12 protein-coding genes are annotated in these 14,342 nt (G+C 60.2%); 5 read left to right on the forward strand and 7 right to left on the reverse strand.

From position 1 onward, the window contains the following. Positions 1-124: 124 nt before the first annotated feature. Positions 125-727, forward strand: coding sequence for a cold-shock protein (locus BFP93_RS29485; protein ID WP_005790922.1), 603 nt, complete (start codon positions 125-127; stop codon positions 725-727). A gap of 71 nt (positions 728-798) precedes the next feature. Here the strand turns inward: BFP93_RS29485 and BFP93_RS23225 are convergent, their stop codons facing one another. Together BFP93_RS23225 and BFP93_RS23230 are read right to left on the reverse strand one after the other, a co-directional pair. Next, the gene (locus BFP93_RS23225; protein ID WP_065895081.1) at positions 799-1,005 is read right to left on the reverse strand and encodes a SlyX family protein; all 207 of its coding nucleotides are present in this window, start codon (positions 1,003-1,005) and stop codon (positions 799-801) included. Positions 1,006-1,008: 3 nt separating this feature from the next. Beyond that, a complete protein-coding gene (locus BFP93_RS23230; protein WP_065895082.1) occupies positions 1,009-1,434 on the reverse strand; it encodes an HIT domain-containing protein in 426 nt (141 codons plus the stop codon). Positions 1,435-2,177: 743 nt separating this feature from the next. Between BFP93_RS23230 and BFP93_RS23235 the strand changes: the two genes are divergently transcribed. Next, entirely contained in the window at positions 2,178-3,458 is a 1,281-nt protein-coding gene (locus tag BFP93_RS23235; RefSeq protein ID WP_065887597.1) for an OprD family porin, read from the forward strand. Between the two features lie 203 nt (positions 3,459-3,661). On the opposite strand, the gene BFP93_RS23240 is transcribed toward BFP93_RS23235, so the two are convergent. Both BFP93_RS23240 and BFP93_RS23245 read right to left on the reverse strand, forming a co-directional pair. Then, positions 3,662-4,504, reverse strand: coding sequence for a mechanosensitive ion channel family protein (locus tag BFP93_RS23240; protein WP_065895083.1), 843 nt, complete (start codon positions 4,502-4,504; stop codon positions 3,662-3,664). 137 nt (positions 4,505-4,641) lie between these two features. After that, positions 4,642-5,127 carry a YajQ family cyclic di-GMP-binding protein gene (locus tag BFP93_RS23245; RefSeq protein WP_003193880.1) on the reverse strand — a complete coding sequence of 162 codons (486 nt, stop codon included), beginning with the start codon at positions 5,125-5,127 and terminating at the stop codon, positions 4,642-4,644. Between the two features lie 123 nt (positions 5,128-5,250). Here BFP93_RS23245 and BFP93_RS23250 point away from each other — a divergent pair, with 123 nt between their 5' ends. The 3 genes from BFP93_RS23250 to BFP93_RS23260 are packed head-to-tail and all read left to right on the forward strand — an operon-like array spanning position 5,251 to position 8,831. After that, positions 5,251-6,168, forward strand: a complete 918-nt coding sequence (locus BFP93_RS23250; protein ID WP_065895084.1) for a putative 2-dehydropantoate 2-reductase — start codon at positions 5,251-5,253, stop codon at positions 6,166-6,168. Positions 6,169-6,213: 45 nt separating this feature from the next. Then, complete coding sequence (locus BFP93_RS23255) at positions 6,214-8,250, forward strand: sensor histidine kinase (RefSeq protein WP_065895143.1); 2,037 nt, start codon at positions 6,214-6,216, stop codon at positions 8,248-8,250. Between the two features lie 2 nt (positions 8,251-8,252). Continuing rightward, positions 8,253-8,831 carry a cob(I)yrinic acid a,c-diamide adenosyltransferase gene (locus tag BFP93_RS23260; RefSeq protein WP_065887594.1) on the forward strand — a complete coding sequence of 193 codons (579 nt, stop codon included), beginning with the start codon at positions 8,253-8,255 and terminating at the stop codon, positions 8,829-8,831. 160 nt (positions 8,832-8,991) lie between these two features. Here BFP93_RS23260 and BFP93_RS23265 read toward each other — a convergent pair whose 3' ends face one another. The 3 genes from BFP93_RS23265 to secA form a co-directional block, all read right to left on the reverse strand. Beyond that, positions 8,992-9,936 carry a Nudix family hydrolase gene (locus tag BFP93_RS23265; RefSeq protein WP_065895144.1) on the reverse strand — a complete coding sequence of 315 codons (945 nt, stop codon included), beginning with the start codon at positions 9,934-9,936 and terminating at the stop codon, positions 8,992-8,994. 128 nt (positions 9,937-10,064) lie between these two features. Next, entirely contained in the window at positions 10,065-11,282 is a 1,218-nt protein-coding gene (gene argJ / locus BFP93_RS23270; RefSeq protein WP_065895085.1) for a bifunctional glutamate N-acetyltransferase/amino-acid acetyltransferase ArgJ, read from the reverse strand. Positions 11,283-11,402: 120 nt separating this feature from the next. Beyond that, positions 11,403-14,138: a preprotein translocase subunit SecA gene (gene secA / locus BFP93_RS23275; RefSeq protein WP_065887592.1), complete on the reverse strand. Its 2,736-nt coding sequence runs from the start codon at positions 14,136-14,138 to the stop codon at positions 11,403-11,405. Positions 14,139-14,342 lie beyond the last annotated feature (204 nt).

The following is a 14,342-nucleotide window of genomic DNA, read 5'->3' on the forward strand; positions in this document are numbered from 1 at the left end:
TTCATTTCTGCGGCACGTCACATAGGCTGATACCCGCGCACGTGCTCAACGCCTCCCATTGTTCAGAAGCGAACCGTGCCAGTCAGCTCTTCCTTGTGATCCGTCTTAACGTGAGTTAATCAAAATGTTGAAAATCGTCCACCTGCTGACGGGCGTTGCGGCTTTGCTGCTGTCCTTTATCCCGAGCCTGCAGCCTGAAAGCCTGCCCTACCTGCAACAACACGACGCTCTATACCTGGCCTTGTTCGGCCTTCTCAACCTGACACTGGCACCGGTAATCCCTTACTGGAACAAAGGCACGCGTCATCAACTGCAAAACCTGGTCAGCGCGCTGCTGGTACTGACCGTTGTCGTTCAAACCCTCACCCTGCTGGCACCCATGCCTGAAGTGGGCGGCCACCCGGCCATCCTGCTCAGCCTGGTGATTGCTGTGGTCGCCATCGTTCTTCACCTGGCCATCAGCTTCTACCGTTCGTCCCCAGCGGCCGCGTCGCAAAACTACGACATGACCAACCGGGATACCGGGACCGTCAAGTGGTTCAACACCTCCAAAGGCTTCGGCTTCATTTCGCGCGACTCGGGCGACGATATCTTCGTCCACTTCCGGGCTATCCGCGGTGAAGGCCACCGCGTCCTGGTCGAAGGCCAGCGCGTGGAGTTCTCGGTGATGAACCGCGACAAAGGCCTGCAAGCTGAAGATGTAATCGCTGCCCTGCCGCGTCGCTGATTCCAGACGGCGCTGCAAAAAAAACCGCGATCCGGCGTTGCCCGGATCGCGGTTTTTTATTGCGCGCTCATTCAATAGTGCGGCGGCGGTGCTTCTTCTTCCGAGGTTTCGAACTGGCCGCCCATCTCTTCCTGGCGCTTGAGCAATGCGTTCATCTGCAATTGCAGGCGCTCCACGGCGTGCTGCTGGGCGACCAGAATGTCATTGAGGGTTTCGATGGTGTCGTCCTGGAAAGCCAGGCGGCTTTCCAGGTCGGTGACGCGATTTTGCAGGTCCATGGTTCAGTCCTGGGTAAAAATGAAGTCGGCAGGCAGCAATTCACGCAGTCGGCTGCGGATCGCCGCCACCTGCTCCGGGTTGTAGGGAACGGCCGGATGCCTGCCCCACACCGGCGCCGGCCAGGCTGCGTCATCGCGCTTGCGCACGATGACATGCACATGCAATTGGCTGACGACATTGCCCAGCGCGCCGATGTTCATCTTGTCGGCGCACAGGCCTTCGTTCAGCAGTTGGGCGAGGGCCGTCGTTTCCTGCCACAACCTCTGTTGATCGGCGACATCCAGCTGAAACACTTCGCTGATACCGTTGATACGCGGCACCAGGATGAACCAGGGGTAGTTCGCGTCATTGGACAGCAGCAGGCGACAGAGCGGGAAGTCCCCAATGGCCAGAGTGTCTTGTTGCAGGCGTTGATCTAAAGCGAACACGTGGGCACTCCGTTCGGCAGGTCAATTTCAGGTGCCCAGCATAACGCCGAATGCTCACGGCTTCACGGTGAATGCGCAGGAAGCCTTGAGGCAGACGGATCGCATCCACGCACCCTTTCGAGGCAACGGGAGGTTTGAACCACCCTACCTCGGGCCTCGAAGGGATGCACCAAAATGACCCAGCCGTGCCTCAAAGAGGTCCGGCGCCTACCCACATGGAGGGTCAATCGGTAACGTTTTGCCCAGGCGCTGGTTGGGTGGATCACAGAAAAGGGGTAACCCCTGCCTGCCAAGTGAGAACCAAATGGCTTAAAAAGCCCGTGTTTATGCGGTTTTTACATTCCCGTAACGTTTTTCACGAAAAAATGACATTCGATCAGCGCTTTGTGCACGCTTGTTGCATTCACCTCATTATCGTCGGCAACGACACCTGGAGGGATGCCGGGGTTTCGCGATAGGAAACAGTAGCGTTTCAATGTGTACCAGGGACGGGTTTCAAACTTTTAAACCGTTTGAAGAGAACATTGAAGTTGTCAGCCGGGTGATAACCGGGCTGTGATTTGCGACACGGAGCTAGCAATTTACGACAGCCTCGTAAAGAAGCTGAAAGGATAGTTGAGTAAGTATCGTCAATAGCGCCGGCGTGAGATAACTTTGCGCCGACACAATAAAGAAAGAGCCGCCCAGATAAAAATACAGGTGGGACGGCAGTACTCTTCCTAAAACCAAAGGAGCAAATCACGATGCGCGTGATGAAGTGGAGCATGATCGCCCTGGCTGTTTCAGCAGGCACCTCGCAGTTCGCAATGGCGTCCGCCCAGGACGATTCCAAGGGCTTTGTTGAAGACAGCACGTTCAGCATCAATACTCGCGCTCTGTACTTCAGCCGCGACTTCCGTAACAACCCGTCGGGCCCCGGCTCCAAAAGCCGTGCCGAAGAAACCGGCCTGGGCTTCAACGCGTTGTACGAATCGGGCTTCACCCAGGGCACCGTTGGTGTCGGTGTCGACGTGATCGGCCTGATGGGCCTCAAGCTCGACAGCGGCAAGGGCCGCGCCGGCACCGGCCTGTTCCCTACCGGTTCCGACGGTCGCTCGCAGGACGATTACTCCAAAGGCGGCGCCGCCGTTAAGTTCCGCATCTCCAATACCGTGCTGAAAATCGGTGACCAGTACACCACAGCCCCTGTATTCGCTTCCGATGACAGCCGTCTGCTGCCCGAGCTGCCACAAGGCATTTCGATCACCAGCAACGAAATCAAGGGCCTGAAGCTCGAAGGCGGTCACTTCACTTCCAGCGTCGCGCAGAACCAGACCTTCCATGACAGCCTGGGCCTGACCAAGACCGACTTTGTCGGCGGTGTCTATGCCTTCACGCCTGAAGTCACCGGCAGCCTGTACTACGCGAAAACCGAAGATTACTTCCGCAAGTACTACAGCAACCTGAACTGGACCCACGCCCTGAGCGATGACCAGTCGTTCGCGCTGGACTTCAACATCTACGACACCAAGAGCGAAGGCGCCGGCCTGCAGCGCGCGGCGAAAGATGGCGTGACCAAGCTCGACAACCGCGCATTCAGCCTGCAGGGCGCGTACACCATCGGCGCTCACACCTTTACCCTGGCTGCGCAGAAGGTTTCCGGCGACGGCGACTACGGCTATGGCGTAGATGGCGGCGGCACCGTGTTCCTGGCCAACTCCATCGCCCGTTCCGACTTCAACGCCGAAGGCGAGAAGTCCTACCAGGCGCGTTACGACATCAACATGGCGACCTTCGGCATTCCCGGCCTGAGCTTCATGACCCGTTACGTTACCGGTAGCGGCGCCAACACGGCCACCACCAGCAACGGTAAAGAGTGGGAACGTGACATCGAAGCCAAGTACGTGATCCAGAGCGGCCCGGCTAAAAACCTCAGCCTGCGTCTGCGTCAAGCGACCTATCGTTCCGGTGATGGCGTTTACTACGGTTCGCCTTCGATCGACGAACTGCGTCTGATCGCGAACTACCCGCTGAACATCCTGTAATCGCGAAAGCCCTTACAACGATGACTTAAGGTTTCGACCTTGAATAAAAAGCCGCTCCCCTGTTTGCAAGGGAGCGGCTTTTTTATTGCAGTTATATGTCAACGGAAAAGTAACTAGCAAGCTAAGTAACTATATTCGCCCATGACATATAACCGTCGCGTTTAAGCTGACCTTTCGGCCAACTTAAACGCAACACGGCTTTATCACTTCACCGGGGCTTCCTGCATCACGCGAATAACGCGCTGCGGGAACGGAATATCAATGTCCGCCGCTTTCAAGCGGTCGCGCGCCAGTTCATTGAGCATAAATACAACATCCCAATAATCCGCAGTGTTGGTCCAGCAGCGCAGGGAAACGGTGATGGAACTGTCGCCCAGGGTCGATACCACTGCGACGGGCGCAGGGTCGGCCAGCACGCGCGGGTCCTTGGCCAGTTCCAGCAACACTTCACGGGCTTTCTGCAGGTCAGCCTCGTAGTCCACGCCCACATCGAACACGACCTTGCGGGTCGGCTGGCGGTTGGTGTTGGTGATGATGCCGTTGGACAGGATGCCGTTCGGCACGATCACGGTCTTGTTGTCGCCGGTACGCAGCACCGTGTGGAAAATCTGGATACTGTCGACGGTGCCCGAGGTGCCCTGGGCTTCGATCCAGTCACCGATACGGAACGGACGGAACAGCAGGATCAGCACGCCGCCGGCGAAGTTGGCCAGGCTGCCTTGCAGTGCCAGGCCGATAGCCAGGGTAGCCGCACCGATGGCGGCGACGAACGAGGTGGTTGCCACGCCGATCATCGACGCCACGCTGACGATCAGCATGACTTTCAGCGCAATGTTCGCAAGGCTGGTGATGAAGTGCTGCAGCGCCAGGTCGGCGTTACGCAGCGCCAGCAGGCGCCCTACGCGGTGGGTAAACACGTTGATCAGCCACCAACCGATGGCCAGGGTGATAACGGCCAGCAGCACCCGGCTGCCGTATTCCATGATCATCGGGATCCAGGACTGCGAGGTTTTGATCAAGTGATCCACTTCTGCGTTTAAATCCATGTAGCTTCTCCTGTCTTAGCGGATATGCGGCTTGATTGACTGCCTGAAAACGCAATTGAGCCCCGTAGGGCTCAATTGTAGGCGCCGATTCTGGGCCGTGGGACGTCAAAAACGGCCACAGGTTCCACAAATGGCCATCAGTCGCGGAAGTTATTGAATTGCAGCGGCATGTCGAACGTCTTGGCGCGCAGGGCCGCGATGGCCTCTTGCAGGTCGTCGCGCTTCTTGCCGGTGACACGCACCTGTTCGCCCTGGATGGCCGCCTGGACTTTGAGCTTGGCATCCTTGATGTGCGCGACGATCTTCTTCGCCAGCTCCTTGTCGATGCCTTCCTTGAGCACGGCTTCCTGCTTCATCAGCTTGCCGGAAGCATAGGCGTCCTTGACTTCAAGGCACTGCACATCGATCTTGCGCTTGACCAGGGCCAGCTTGAGGATTTCGATCATCGCTTCCAGCTGGAAATCGGCTTCAGCGGTCAGGTTGACGGTCAGTTCCTTTTCCTTGAATTCGAAGCTGCCCTTGCCTTTCAAGTCATAGCGACGGTCCAGTTCCTTGACGGCGTTTTCGACGGCGTTGGTGACTTCGTGTTTGTCCAGTTCGGATACCACGTCGAACGAAGGCATGTCATTTCTCCAATATAAGGGGCGGGCTCAGTAGAGATGGAGCGCGCCCGAGCTAAAATGCCGGGGCATTATAGCGGTTCTTTCGCCGCGTTCACCGCTGGCGACCCCAAGGAGCACACACTGATGGCGACCACCTGGCATATTCTCGGCGCCGGTAGCCTGGGCACCCTCTGGGCCACGCGTCTGGCGCGGGCGGGCGTGCCGGTGCGGCTGATCCTGCGCGATCAGGCGCGCCTGGCCAGCTATGCGTCGGGCGCGGGCCTGACCCTGGTTGAACAAGGCATTGCGCACACCTACCGCGTAACCGGCGAAACGCCCGACAGCACTGAACCTATCCACCGCCTGCTGGTGGCGTGCAAAGCCTACGATGCCCAAAGCGCTGTCGCACAGTTGCAACATCGCCTGGCGCCTGACGCGGAACTGATCCTGCTGCAAAACGGCCTCGGCAGCCAGGATGCCGTGGCCGCGCAGGTGCCGCAGGCGCGTTGCATCTTTGCCTCCAGCACCGAAGGCGCGTTTCGCGATGGCGATTGGCGCGTGGTATTTGCCGGCCACGGCTACACCTGGCTGGGGGACCCCGCGCGCCCGACCGCGCCGCTGTGGCTGGAGGACTTGCAGGCCGCCGCCATTGCCCATGAATGGAGCACCGATATTCTCACGCGGCTGTGGCGCAAGCTGGCGCTCAATTGCGCGATCAACCCGCTGACCGTGCTTTACCAGTGCCGCAACGGGGGACTCCAGGCCCATCAATGCGAAGTCGCCACCTTGTGCGCCGAATTGAGCGAACTGCTGGAGTGCTGCGGCCAGCCTGCGGCAGCGCAGGACTTGCTCAGTGAAGTGCAACGGGTGATCCAGGCCACCGCGGCCAACTACTCGTCCATGTACCAGGACGTGGCCAACGCGCGGCGTACCGAAATCAGCTACTTATTGGGCTATGCCTGCCAGGCGGCGGCTCGTCATCGACGGGTGCTGCCGCATCTGCAGCAGGTGCAGGCGCGTTTGATCGAGCACTTGGTTGCACGCCGATTGCCCCACGACTGAGGCACGCGCTACCCTGCCTTATATCTATTGCCTGCGAAAAACCTGATGCCACTGCGCCAGCGTCTTGAAAACTTACCGGTAGGGCAGAAATTGCTGGCCGCCCTGCTGGTACTGCTGACCACCGTATTGCTGGTGGCCAACCTGACCTTTATCAGCGCCGCCTACTGGATCTCCCAGGAAAGCATGGCGCCCCAGGCGTTGCAGGCCATCGGTCGACTGGTGTCCAACCCGGCACTCGCCGCCGAGGCCCTTCAGTCCCCGGACAAGGCCGACGCCCTGCTCAATGAACTGACCAGCTATTCACCGTTGCGCGCCGCCGCCCTGTACGACGGCGAGGGCAATCGCCTGGCGCAGATGCAACACGGCGACCGCCTGCACCTGCCCGACAATTACCGGCATGTCGAAGCCTGGCGCCTCACCGAGTTTCGCAGCAACCAGATCATCACCCTGCCCCGCCCCGGCCAGCCTTCGGGGCATTTGCTGCTGGTGGCCAGCAGTGAGCTACCGGTGGCGTTCTATACCGGCACCCTGACCGCGAGCCTGGGCATCCTGATTTTCAGCGTCTTGCTGTGGCTGGTGATTGCCCGGCAGATCAAACGCTTGATCACCCGCCCCATCCATGAGCTTGAAGAACTGTCGCGCCAGGTGACGCGCGAAGAGAACTACGCCCTGCGCGCAGCCCCCGGCAACCGTGACGAAATCGGCAGCCTGGCGGAAGCGTTCAACACCATGCTGTCGCGCATCGAGGCCCGTGAACAACAGCTCAAACGTGCGCGGGATGATTCCCAGGCCGCCTACGACCAGGCCCAGGGCCTGGCCGAGGAAACCCGCCATACCAACCGCAAGCTGGAACTGGAAGTCCAGGTGCGCAGCAAAATCGAGAAAAAACTCACCGGTTTTCAGAATTACCTCAACAGCATTATCGACTCAATGCCTTCAGCGCTGATTGCCCTGGACGAACAGCTCTACGTCACCCAGTGGAATCAGGAAGCCACTGCGCTTTCCGGCACGCGCCTGGATGAAGCCCTCAATCAGCCGATTTTCCTCGCGTTCCAACCGCTCAAGCCGTACCTGCCGCAAATCAAGGCTACGGTGGAACAGCACACGGTGGAGCGGATCGAGCGGGTCACCTGGGTCAAGGACGACGAGCCAAAGCACTACGCGCTGACGTTCTACCCGCTGATGGGCGGTGCCGGGCGTGGCGTGGTGATCCGCATCGACGACATCACCCAGCGCCTGTCCCTGGAAGAAATGATGGTGCAATCGGAAAAAATGCTCTCCGTCGGCGGCCTGGCGGCCGGCATGGCCCATGAAATCAACAACCCGCTGGGCGCGATCCTGCACAACGTGCAAAACATCCGGCGGCGCCTGTCACCCGACCTGCCCAGGAACCTGGAACACGCCGAACAGGCAGGTATCGAACTGGAAACCGTCAACCGTTACCTGCAAGCGCGCGAAGTCCCGCAATTACTTGACGGCATTCAGCAGGCGGGCGCGCGTGCAGCGAAAATCGTCACGCACATGCTCAGTTTCAGCCGACGCAGCAACCGGCAAATGGCGCCCTGCGACTTGCCGGCCCTGATCGACCAGGCCGTGGAGATCGCCGGTAACGATTTCGACCTGGCCATCGGCTTTGACTTCAAGGGCCAGGCAATCATTCGCCAGTTCGATCCGCAACTGGGCCCGGTGCCGGGCACGGCCAACGAACTGGAGCAAGTGCTGCTCAACCTGCTGAAAAATGCCGCCCAGGCGATTCACCTGCGTGAAGACGACAGCGAACCGGGGCGCATCATCCTGCGCACCCGCCTCAACCCGCCCTGGGCCGAAATCCAGGTGGAAGACAATGGCATCGGCATGAGCGAAAACGTGCGCAAACGCACCTTCGAGCCGTTCTTCACCACCAAGGAAATAGGCCAGGGCACCGGGCTTGGGTTGTCGGTGTCATATTTCATCATTACCAATAACCACAAGGGCCAGATGGAAGTGCACTCGACCCTCGGCCAAGGCACGTGTTTCACCTTGCGTCTGCCGCTGGCCGGCAGCCAATTATCCCCTGCTGAACTCACCCGACTGGAGCAATGACCATGGGCTTTCGCCTGTCAAAGATCTACACCCGCACCGGCGACCAGGGCGAAACCGGCCTCGGCGACGGCCGCCGCGTGCCCAAGGATCACCCCAGGGTCGAGGCCATCGGCGAGGTGGATACGCTGAACAGTCAGTTGGGGTTGCTGTTGGCCAATCTGGAGGAACAGAGCGGCAAGCACCCCGAATTGAATGATGTCATCGAAGTGCTCACGCCCTGTCAGCATCGATTGTTCGACCTCGGCGGCGAGCTGGCGATGCCGGTGTACAAAGCGTTGACGGCAGCGGAAGTGGATCGGCTGGAAGCGGCAATCGATCGCTGGAACGAAGAGGTAGGGCCGTTGGAGAATTTCATCCTGCCCGGTGGTTCAGCGCTGATCGCCCAGGCCCATGTGTGCCGCAGCCTGGCGCGCAGTGCCGAACGTCGCTGTCAGCACTTGAATGCGGTAGAACCGTTGGAAGGGGTGGGGTTGGCGTATATCAATCGGTTGTCGGACTTGCTGTTCGTGGCGGCCAGAGTGATTGCCAGGCGCCAGGGGGTGGCCGAGGTGTTGTGGCAGGCGGCTGCCAAGCCACACTGATGTTTCACGGGCGACCGACAGGGCATCATCGGGGTGTAGGAGCGAGCTTGCTCGCGAAAAACTCACAGGCGCCGCGCCCATTCAGAAAGCTCGCGTTATCGTTGACGCTTTTCGCGAGCAAGCTCGCTCCTACATCCCGATAGCGCCCGTCAGAGCAGCATCAGTCTTCGGGCCAAAACGCCCGAATCCCCGCCACACCCTGCGCTCCAGCCGCCCACGCCTGCTCACGCTGCGCAGGCCCAACGCCGCCCAGTAGAAACACCGGCTTGCTGAACCCACGGATCAGCTCGGCCGCCTGCTCCCAACCCAACGGCTGGGCCTCGGGATGGGTTTGAGTCGGCTGAACCGGCGACAGCGTGACGAAATCCACGTCCATCATTTCCGCCAGCGCCAGCTCCTCAGCATTGTGGCAAGAAGCCGCCAGCCAACGATCCTCAGGCAGCGGACGGCCCTTGCTTGCATATTGGCGCAATTGCGCCGAGGTCATGTGCCAGCCGGCTGCGGGGAAATCCCCCAGCCATTCGAACGGCCCCTTGATCATCAATTGCGCCTTGCCGGCACACAGGCCCACCGCATCCACTGCCAGGTCACGGTATTTGGGGTCGTAGCCGTTGGGTGCGCGCAGTTGAACCAGCTTGATGCCACCGGCGATAGCCTTCTGGATGCCACGCAGCAGCGTCGGGGTTTCCAGCTCGCCAGGGGTGATCAGGTACTCGGCGGGCAAGCGCGCAGCAGCGACAATCGGCGTATTCGCCGCAGGGAACGCATAGTTGACCAGGTCCCGTGGCGTCACCCATTCCAACGGCTGCCCTTCAGCGCCGTGGGGTTCGCCAGTGAAGGCCGAGACCTCCCAGACATCCAGCAGCACCTGCTTGTCCGGGTAGTCATGTTGCACCTGGATCAACGGCCGCGCGGTGGTGACCTGGATACCCAGCTCTTCCTGCAATTCGCGGGACAAGGCCGTGGAGACCGACTCATCGGCCTCCACCTTGCCGCCGGGAAATTCCCAGAGGCCGCCTTGATGTTGAGTATCGGCGCGGCGTGCCAGCAGGATCCTGCCATCGACACCGCGGATCACCGCTGCTGCTACATGCACTCGTTTCACCGCCACTGCTTCCTCTCGTTATAACCCTTGTAGGAGCGAGCTTGCTCGCGAAGAACGTCAACGATAACGCGTACATCCTGGATAACGCGTTGGCGTTGAGTTTTTCGCGAGCAAGCTCGCTCCTACTTTCAGGTGCGATATTCCGCGTTGATCTTCACGTATTCGTGGGACAGGTCCGTGGTCCAGATGGTTTCGCTGCACTCGCCGCGACCCAGCTCGATGCGGATGGTGATTTCTTCCTGCTGCATCACTGCCGAGCCCTGGGCTTCGGTGTAGGTTTCGGCGCGGGCGCCACGGCTGGCAATGCACACGTCGCCGAGGAACACGTCGATCTTGCTCACGTCCAGGTCAGGCACCCCGGCGCGACCAACGGCTGCGAGGATGCGACCCCAGTTCGGGTCGGAAGCGAACAAGGCGGTCTTGATCAGCGGCGAGTGCGCCACGGTGTAACCCACATCCAGGCATTCCTGATGGTTGCCGCCGCCGTTGACTTCAACGGTGACGAACTTGGTCGCGCCCTCGCCGTCCCGCACGATGGCCTGGGCCACGTCCATGCACACCTCGAATACCGCCTGCTTCAACGCTGCAAACAGCGGGCCTTCGGTGGAGGTGATTTCCGGCAGGTTGGCCTGGCCGGTGGCGATCAGCATGCAGCAGTCGTTGGTGGAGGTGTCACCGTCGATGGTAATGCGGTTGAACGACTTGTTGGCGCCGTCCAGCATCAGGCGCTGCAGCACATCGCGGGAGACTTTGGCGTCAGTGGCGATATAACCGAGCATGGTGGCCATGTTCGGGCGGATCATGCCGGCGCCCTTGCTGATACCGGTCACGGTGACGGTGACGCCATCGTGCACGAACTGACGGCTCGCGCCTTTGGGCAAGGTGTCGGTGGTCATGATACCGGTGGCCGCAGCCGCCCAGTTATCCACAGACAGGTCATCCAGCGCGGCTTGCAGGGCGCCTTCGATTTTCTCCACCGGCAGTGGCTCACCGATCACGCCGGTGGAATAGGGCAGCACCTGGCTGGCGTCTACGCCGGTCAACTGAGCCAGCTTGGCGCAGGTGCGCGCGGCGGCGACCAGGCCAGGTTCGCCGGTGCCTGCGTTGGCATTCCCGGTGTTGGTCAGCAGGTAACGAATCGACCCGGCCACACGTTGCTTGGCCAGGATCACCGGCGCAGCGCAAAAGGCGTTGAGGGTGAACACACCGGCGACGGTCGAGCCTTCGGCACAGCGCATCACCACCACATCCTTGCGCCCCGGACGCTTGATACCGGCCGAAGCGATACCGAGTTCAAAACCGGCGACCGGGTGCAATGTGGGCAAAGGACCAAGACCAACAGCCATGTATGCGCTCCTTGAGAGAGAGGATGTGTATGCCGTCACTGTCGACGGGAATTAATGGCAAAACGCCGCGACGGCTGATGCCGGTCGCGGCGCAGGATGTTGCAGCGTCAGGCGAAAATCTTATTCGATCTGGCCGTGGCAGTGTTTGAATTTCTTGCCCGAACCGCAGTAGCACAGCTCATTGCGGCCCAGCTTCTGATCATTGCGTACCGGGGTTTGAGCCAGGGCCACATCGACCTCTTCGCCCAACACTTCAGGCGCGTCCAGGCCAGGCGCTTCGTCATGCTGGAACTGCATGCGCGCAGCCAGTGCCTCGGCTTCCTGACGCAGACGTGCTTCTTCCTCGATCGGGTCTTCGCGACGCACCTGAACGTGGGACAGCACGCGAATCGAGTCGCGCTTGATCGAATCCAGCAGCTCGGAGAACAACGTGAACGACTCGCGCTTGTACTCCTGCTTCGGGTTCTTCTGGGCGTAGCCACGCAAATGGATACCGTGGCGCAAGTGGTCCATGGTCGACAGGTGGTCTTTCCACAGATCGTCCAGCACGCGCAGGACAATTTGCTTCTCGAAGGTGCGCAGTGCTTCGGCACTCGCCTGCTCTTCTTTCTCGTTGTACGCGGCCAGCAGCTCGGTCATCAGCTTCTCGCGCAGCGTCTCTTCGTACAGGTGATCGTCCTCGTCCAGCCACTGCTGAACCGGCAGGTCGACGCCGAAGTCGCTCTTCAACGCGGCTTCCAGGCCGGCCACATCCCACTGCTCAGGCAGCGACTGCGGCGGGATGTGCGCGCTGACGGTGGCGTTGAGCACGTCCTGGCGGAAGTCAGCGATGGTTTCGCCAATGTTGTCGGCGGCCAGCAACGTGTTACGCATGTGATAGATCACTTTACGTTGTTCGTTGTTGACGTCATCGAACTCGAGCAGCTGTTTACGGATGTCGAAGTTGCGCCCTTCTACCTTGCGCTGGGCCTTCTCGATGGCGTTGGTCACCATGCGGTGTTCGATCGCTTCCCCGGACTGCATGCCCAGGGCCTTCATGAAGTTCTTCACCCGGTCCGAGGCGAAGATACGCATCAGGCTGTCTTCCAGGGACAGGTAGAAACGGCTGGAACCGGCGTCACCCTGGCGACCGGCACGACCACGTAACTGGTTGTCGATACGGCGCGATTCGTGACGCTCGGACGCAATCACCTGCAAACCGCCGGATTCCAGCACGGCCTGGTGGCGTTTCTGCCAGTCCGCCTTGATCTGGGCGATCTGCTCGGGGGTCGGGTTGTCGAGGGAGGCCACTTCCACTTCCCAGTTACCGCCCAACAGGATGTCGGTACCACGACCGGCCATGTTGGTGGCGATGGTCAGCGCGCCGGGGCGACCGGCCTGGGCGATGATCTCGGCTTCCTTCTCGTGGAACTTGGCGTTGAGGACCTTGTGCTCGATGCCTTCCTTGTTGAGCAGGTTGGACACATGCTCGGACGTCTCGATGGTCGCGGTACCCACCAGGATCGGGCGGCCCTTGGCCATGCCGTCCTTGATGTCGTTGATGATCGCCGCGTATTTCTCTTCGGCGGTCAGGAACACCAGGTCGTTATAGTCTTTACGCGCCAGTGGCTTGTTCGGCGGGATGACCACCACTGACAGACCATAGATCTGGTGGAATTCGAACGCTTCGGTGTCGGCCGTACCGGTCATGCCGGACAGCTTGTTGTACAGACGGAAGTAGTTCTGGAAGGTGGTGGATGCCAACGTCTGGCTCTCGGCCTGGATATTGAGCATTTCCTTGGCTTCGATGGCCTGATGCAGGCCTTCGGACAGACGACGACCGGGCATGGTACGGCCGGTGTGTTCGTCGACCAGAACGACCTGGCCTTCCTGCACGATGTATTCGACGTTGCGATGGAACAGCTTGTGCGCGCGCAGGCCGGCATACACGTGGGTCAGCAGGCCCAGGTTATGCGCCGAGTAAAGGCTCTCGCCCTCGGCCAGCAGGCCGATCTGGGTCAGCATGTCTTCGACGAACTGGTGACCGGCTTCGTTGAGTTCGACCTGACGGGTCTTCTCGTCAATGGTGAAGTGACCTTCTTTGGTCACCACGCCCTCGACTTCCTCGATGTGCTGCTCCAGGCGCGGGATCAACTTGTTGATCTCGGTGTACAGGCGCGAGCTGTCTTCGGCCTGGCCGGAGATGATCAGCGGGGTACGGGCTTCGTCGATGAGGATGGAGTCGACTTCGTCGATCACGGCAAAGTTGAGTTCGCGCTGGAATTTTTCTTCCATGCTGAACGCCATGTTGTCGCGCAGGTAGTCGAAACCGAATTCGTTGTTGGTGCCGTAGGTGATGTCGGCGGCGTAGGCGGCGCGCTTCTCTTCCGGCGGCTGGAACGGCGTTACCACGCCGACGGTCAGGCCGAGGAATTCATACAGCGGGCGCATCCAGTTGGCGTCGCGGCGAGCCAGGTAGTCGTTCACCGTCACAACGTGCACGCCCTTGCCGGACAATGCGTTGAGGTAAACGCCCAGGGTGGCCACCAGGGTCTTGCCTTCACCGGTGCGCATTTCGGCAATCATGCCTTCATGCAAGGTCATGCCGCCGATCAACTGGACATCGAAGTGGCGCATGCCCATGACACGCTTACCGGCTTCACGGGCGACCGCAAAGGCTTCGGGAAGCAGCTTGTCGAGGGTTTCACCTTTGGCTATGCGGGCCTTGAACTCTTCGGTCTTGGCGCGCAATTGCTCGTCCGACAGGGCAACCATCTGCTCTTCGAAGGCATTGACCAGCTGCACCGTCTTGAGCATGCGTTTGACTTCGCGCTCATTCTTGCTTCCAAAAAGTTTCTTTAACAAAGGCGCAAACATATCGGCAGGTTCTTCCACACATAGGGATGGAGGGCGCACCGTCAGTGGCCCGAGCAGCCCTCACGGCCGCATGCGAACGCGCATTCTACCCGGAATCGTGGGTGAGGAAAGTGGCGTTGTTCCCGGATGCGGGCACGGCGCTGTGAGAGGGCCTGTTTAAAATAAGGGCTTTTGCTGGAACTTCAACCCATCAAGCGCAGAAGT

The sequence above is a fragment of the Pseudomonas sp. 44 R 15 genome, from assembly GCF_900004965.1.
GTDB lineage: Bacteria > Pseudomonadota > Gammaproteobacteria > Pseudomonadales > Pseudomonadaceae > Aquipseudomonas > Aquipseudomonas orientalis_A.

Excerpts from the sequence above, each read along its gene's own strand:
- BFP93_RS23260 (WP_065887594.1), top strand. The coding sequence starts at position 8,253 with ATGGGCTTTCGCCTGTCAAAGATCTACACCCGCACCGGCGACCAGGGC.
- argJ (WP_065895085.1), bottom strand. The coding sequence starts at position 11,282 with ATGGCTGTTGGTCTTGGTCCTTTGCCCACATTGCACCCGGTCGCCGGT.
- BFP93_RS23240 (WP_065895083.1), bottom strand. The coding sequence starts at position 4,504 with ATGGATTTAAACGCAGAAGTGGATCACTTGATCAAAACCTCGCAGTCC.
- BFP93_RS29485 (WP_005790922.1), top strand. The coding sequence starts at position 125 with ATGTTGAAAATCGTCCACCTGCTGACGGGCGTTGCGGCTTTGCTGCTG.
- BFP93_RS23255 (WP_065895143.1), top strand. The coding sequence starts at position 6,214 with ATGCCACTGCGCCAGCGTCTTGAAAACTTACCGGTAGGGCAGAAATTG.
- BFP93_RS23250 (WP_065895084.1), top strand. The coding sequence starts at position 5,251 with ATGGCGACCACCTGGCATATTCTCGGCGCCGGTAGCCTGGGCACCCTC.
- BFP93_RS23225 (WP_065895081.1), bottom strand. The coding sequence starts at position 1,005 with ATGGACCTGCAAAATCGCGTCACCGACCTGGAAAGCCGCCTGGCTTTC.
- BFP93_RS23235 (WP_065887597.1), top strand. The coding sequence starts at position 2,178 with ATGCGCGTGATGAAGTGGAGCATGATCGCCCTGGCTGTTTCAGCAGGC.
- BFP93_RS23245 (WP_003193880.1), bottom strand. The coding sequence starts at position 5,127 with ATGCCTTCGTTCGACGTGGTATCCGAACTGGACAAACACGAAGTCACC.
- secA (WP_065887592.1), bottom strand. The coding sequence starts at position 14,138 with ATGTTTGCGCCTTTGTTAAAGAAACTTTTTGGAAGCAAGAATGAGCGC.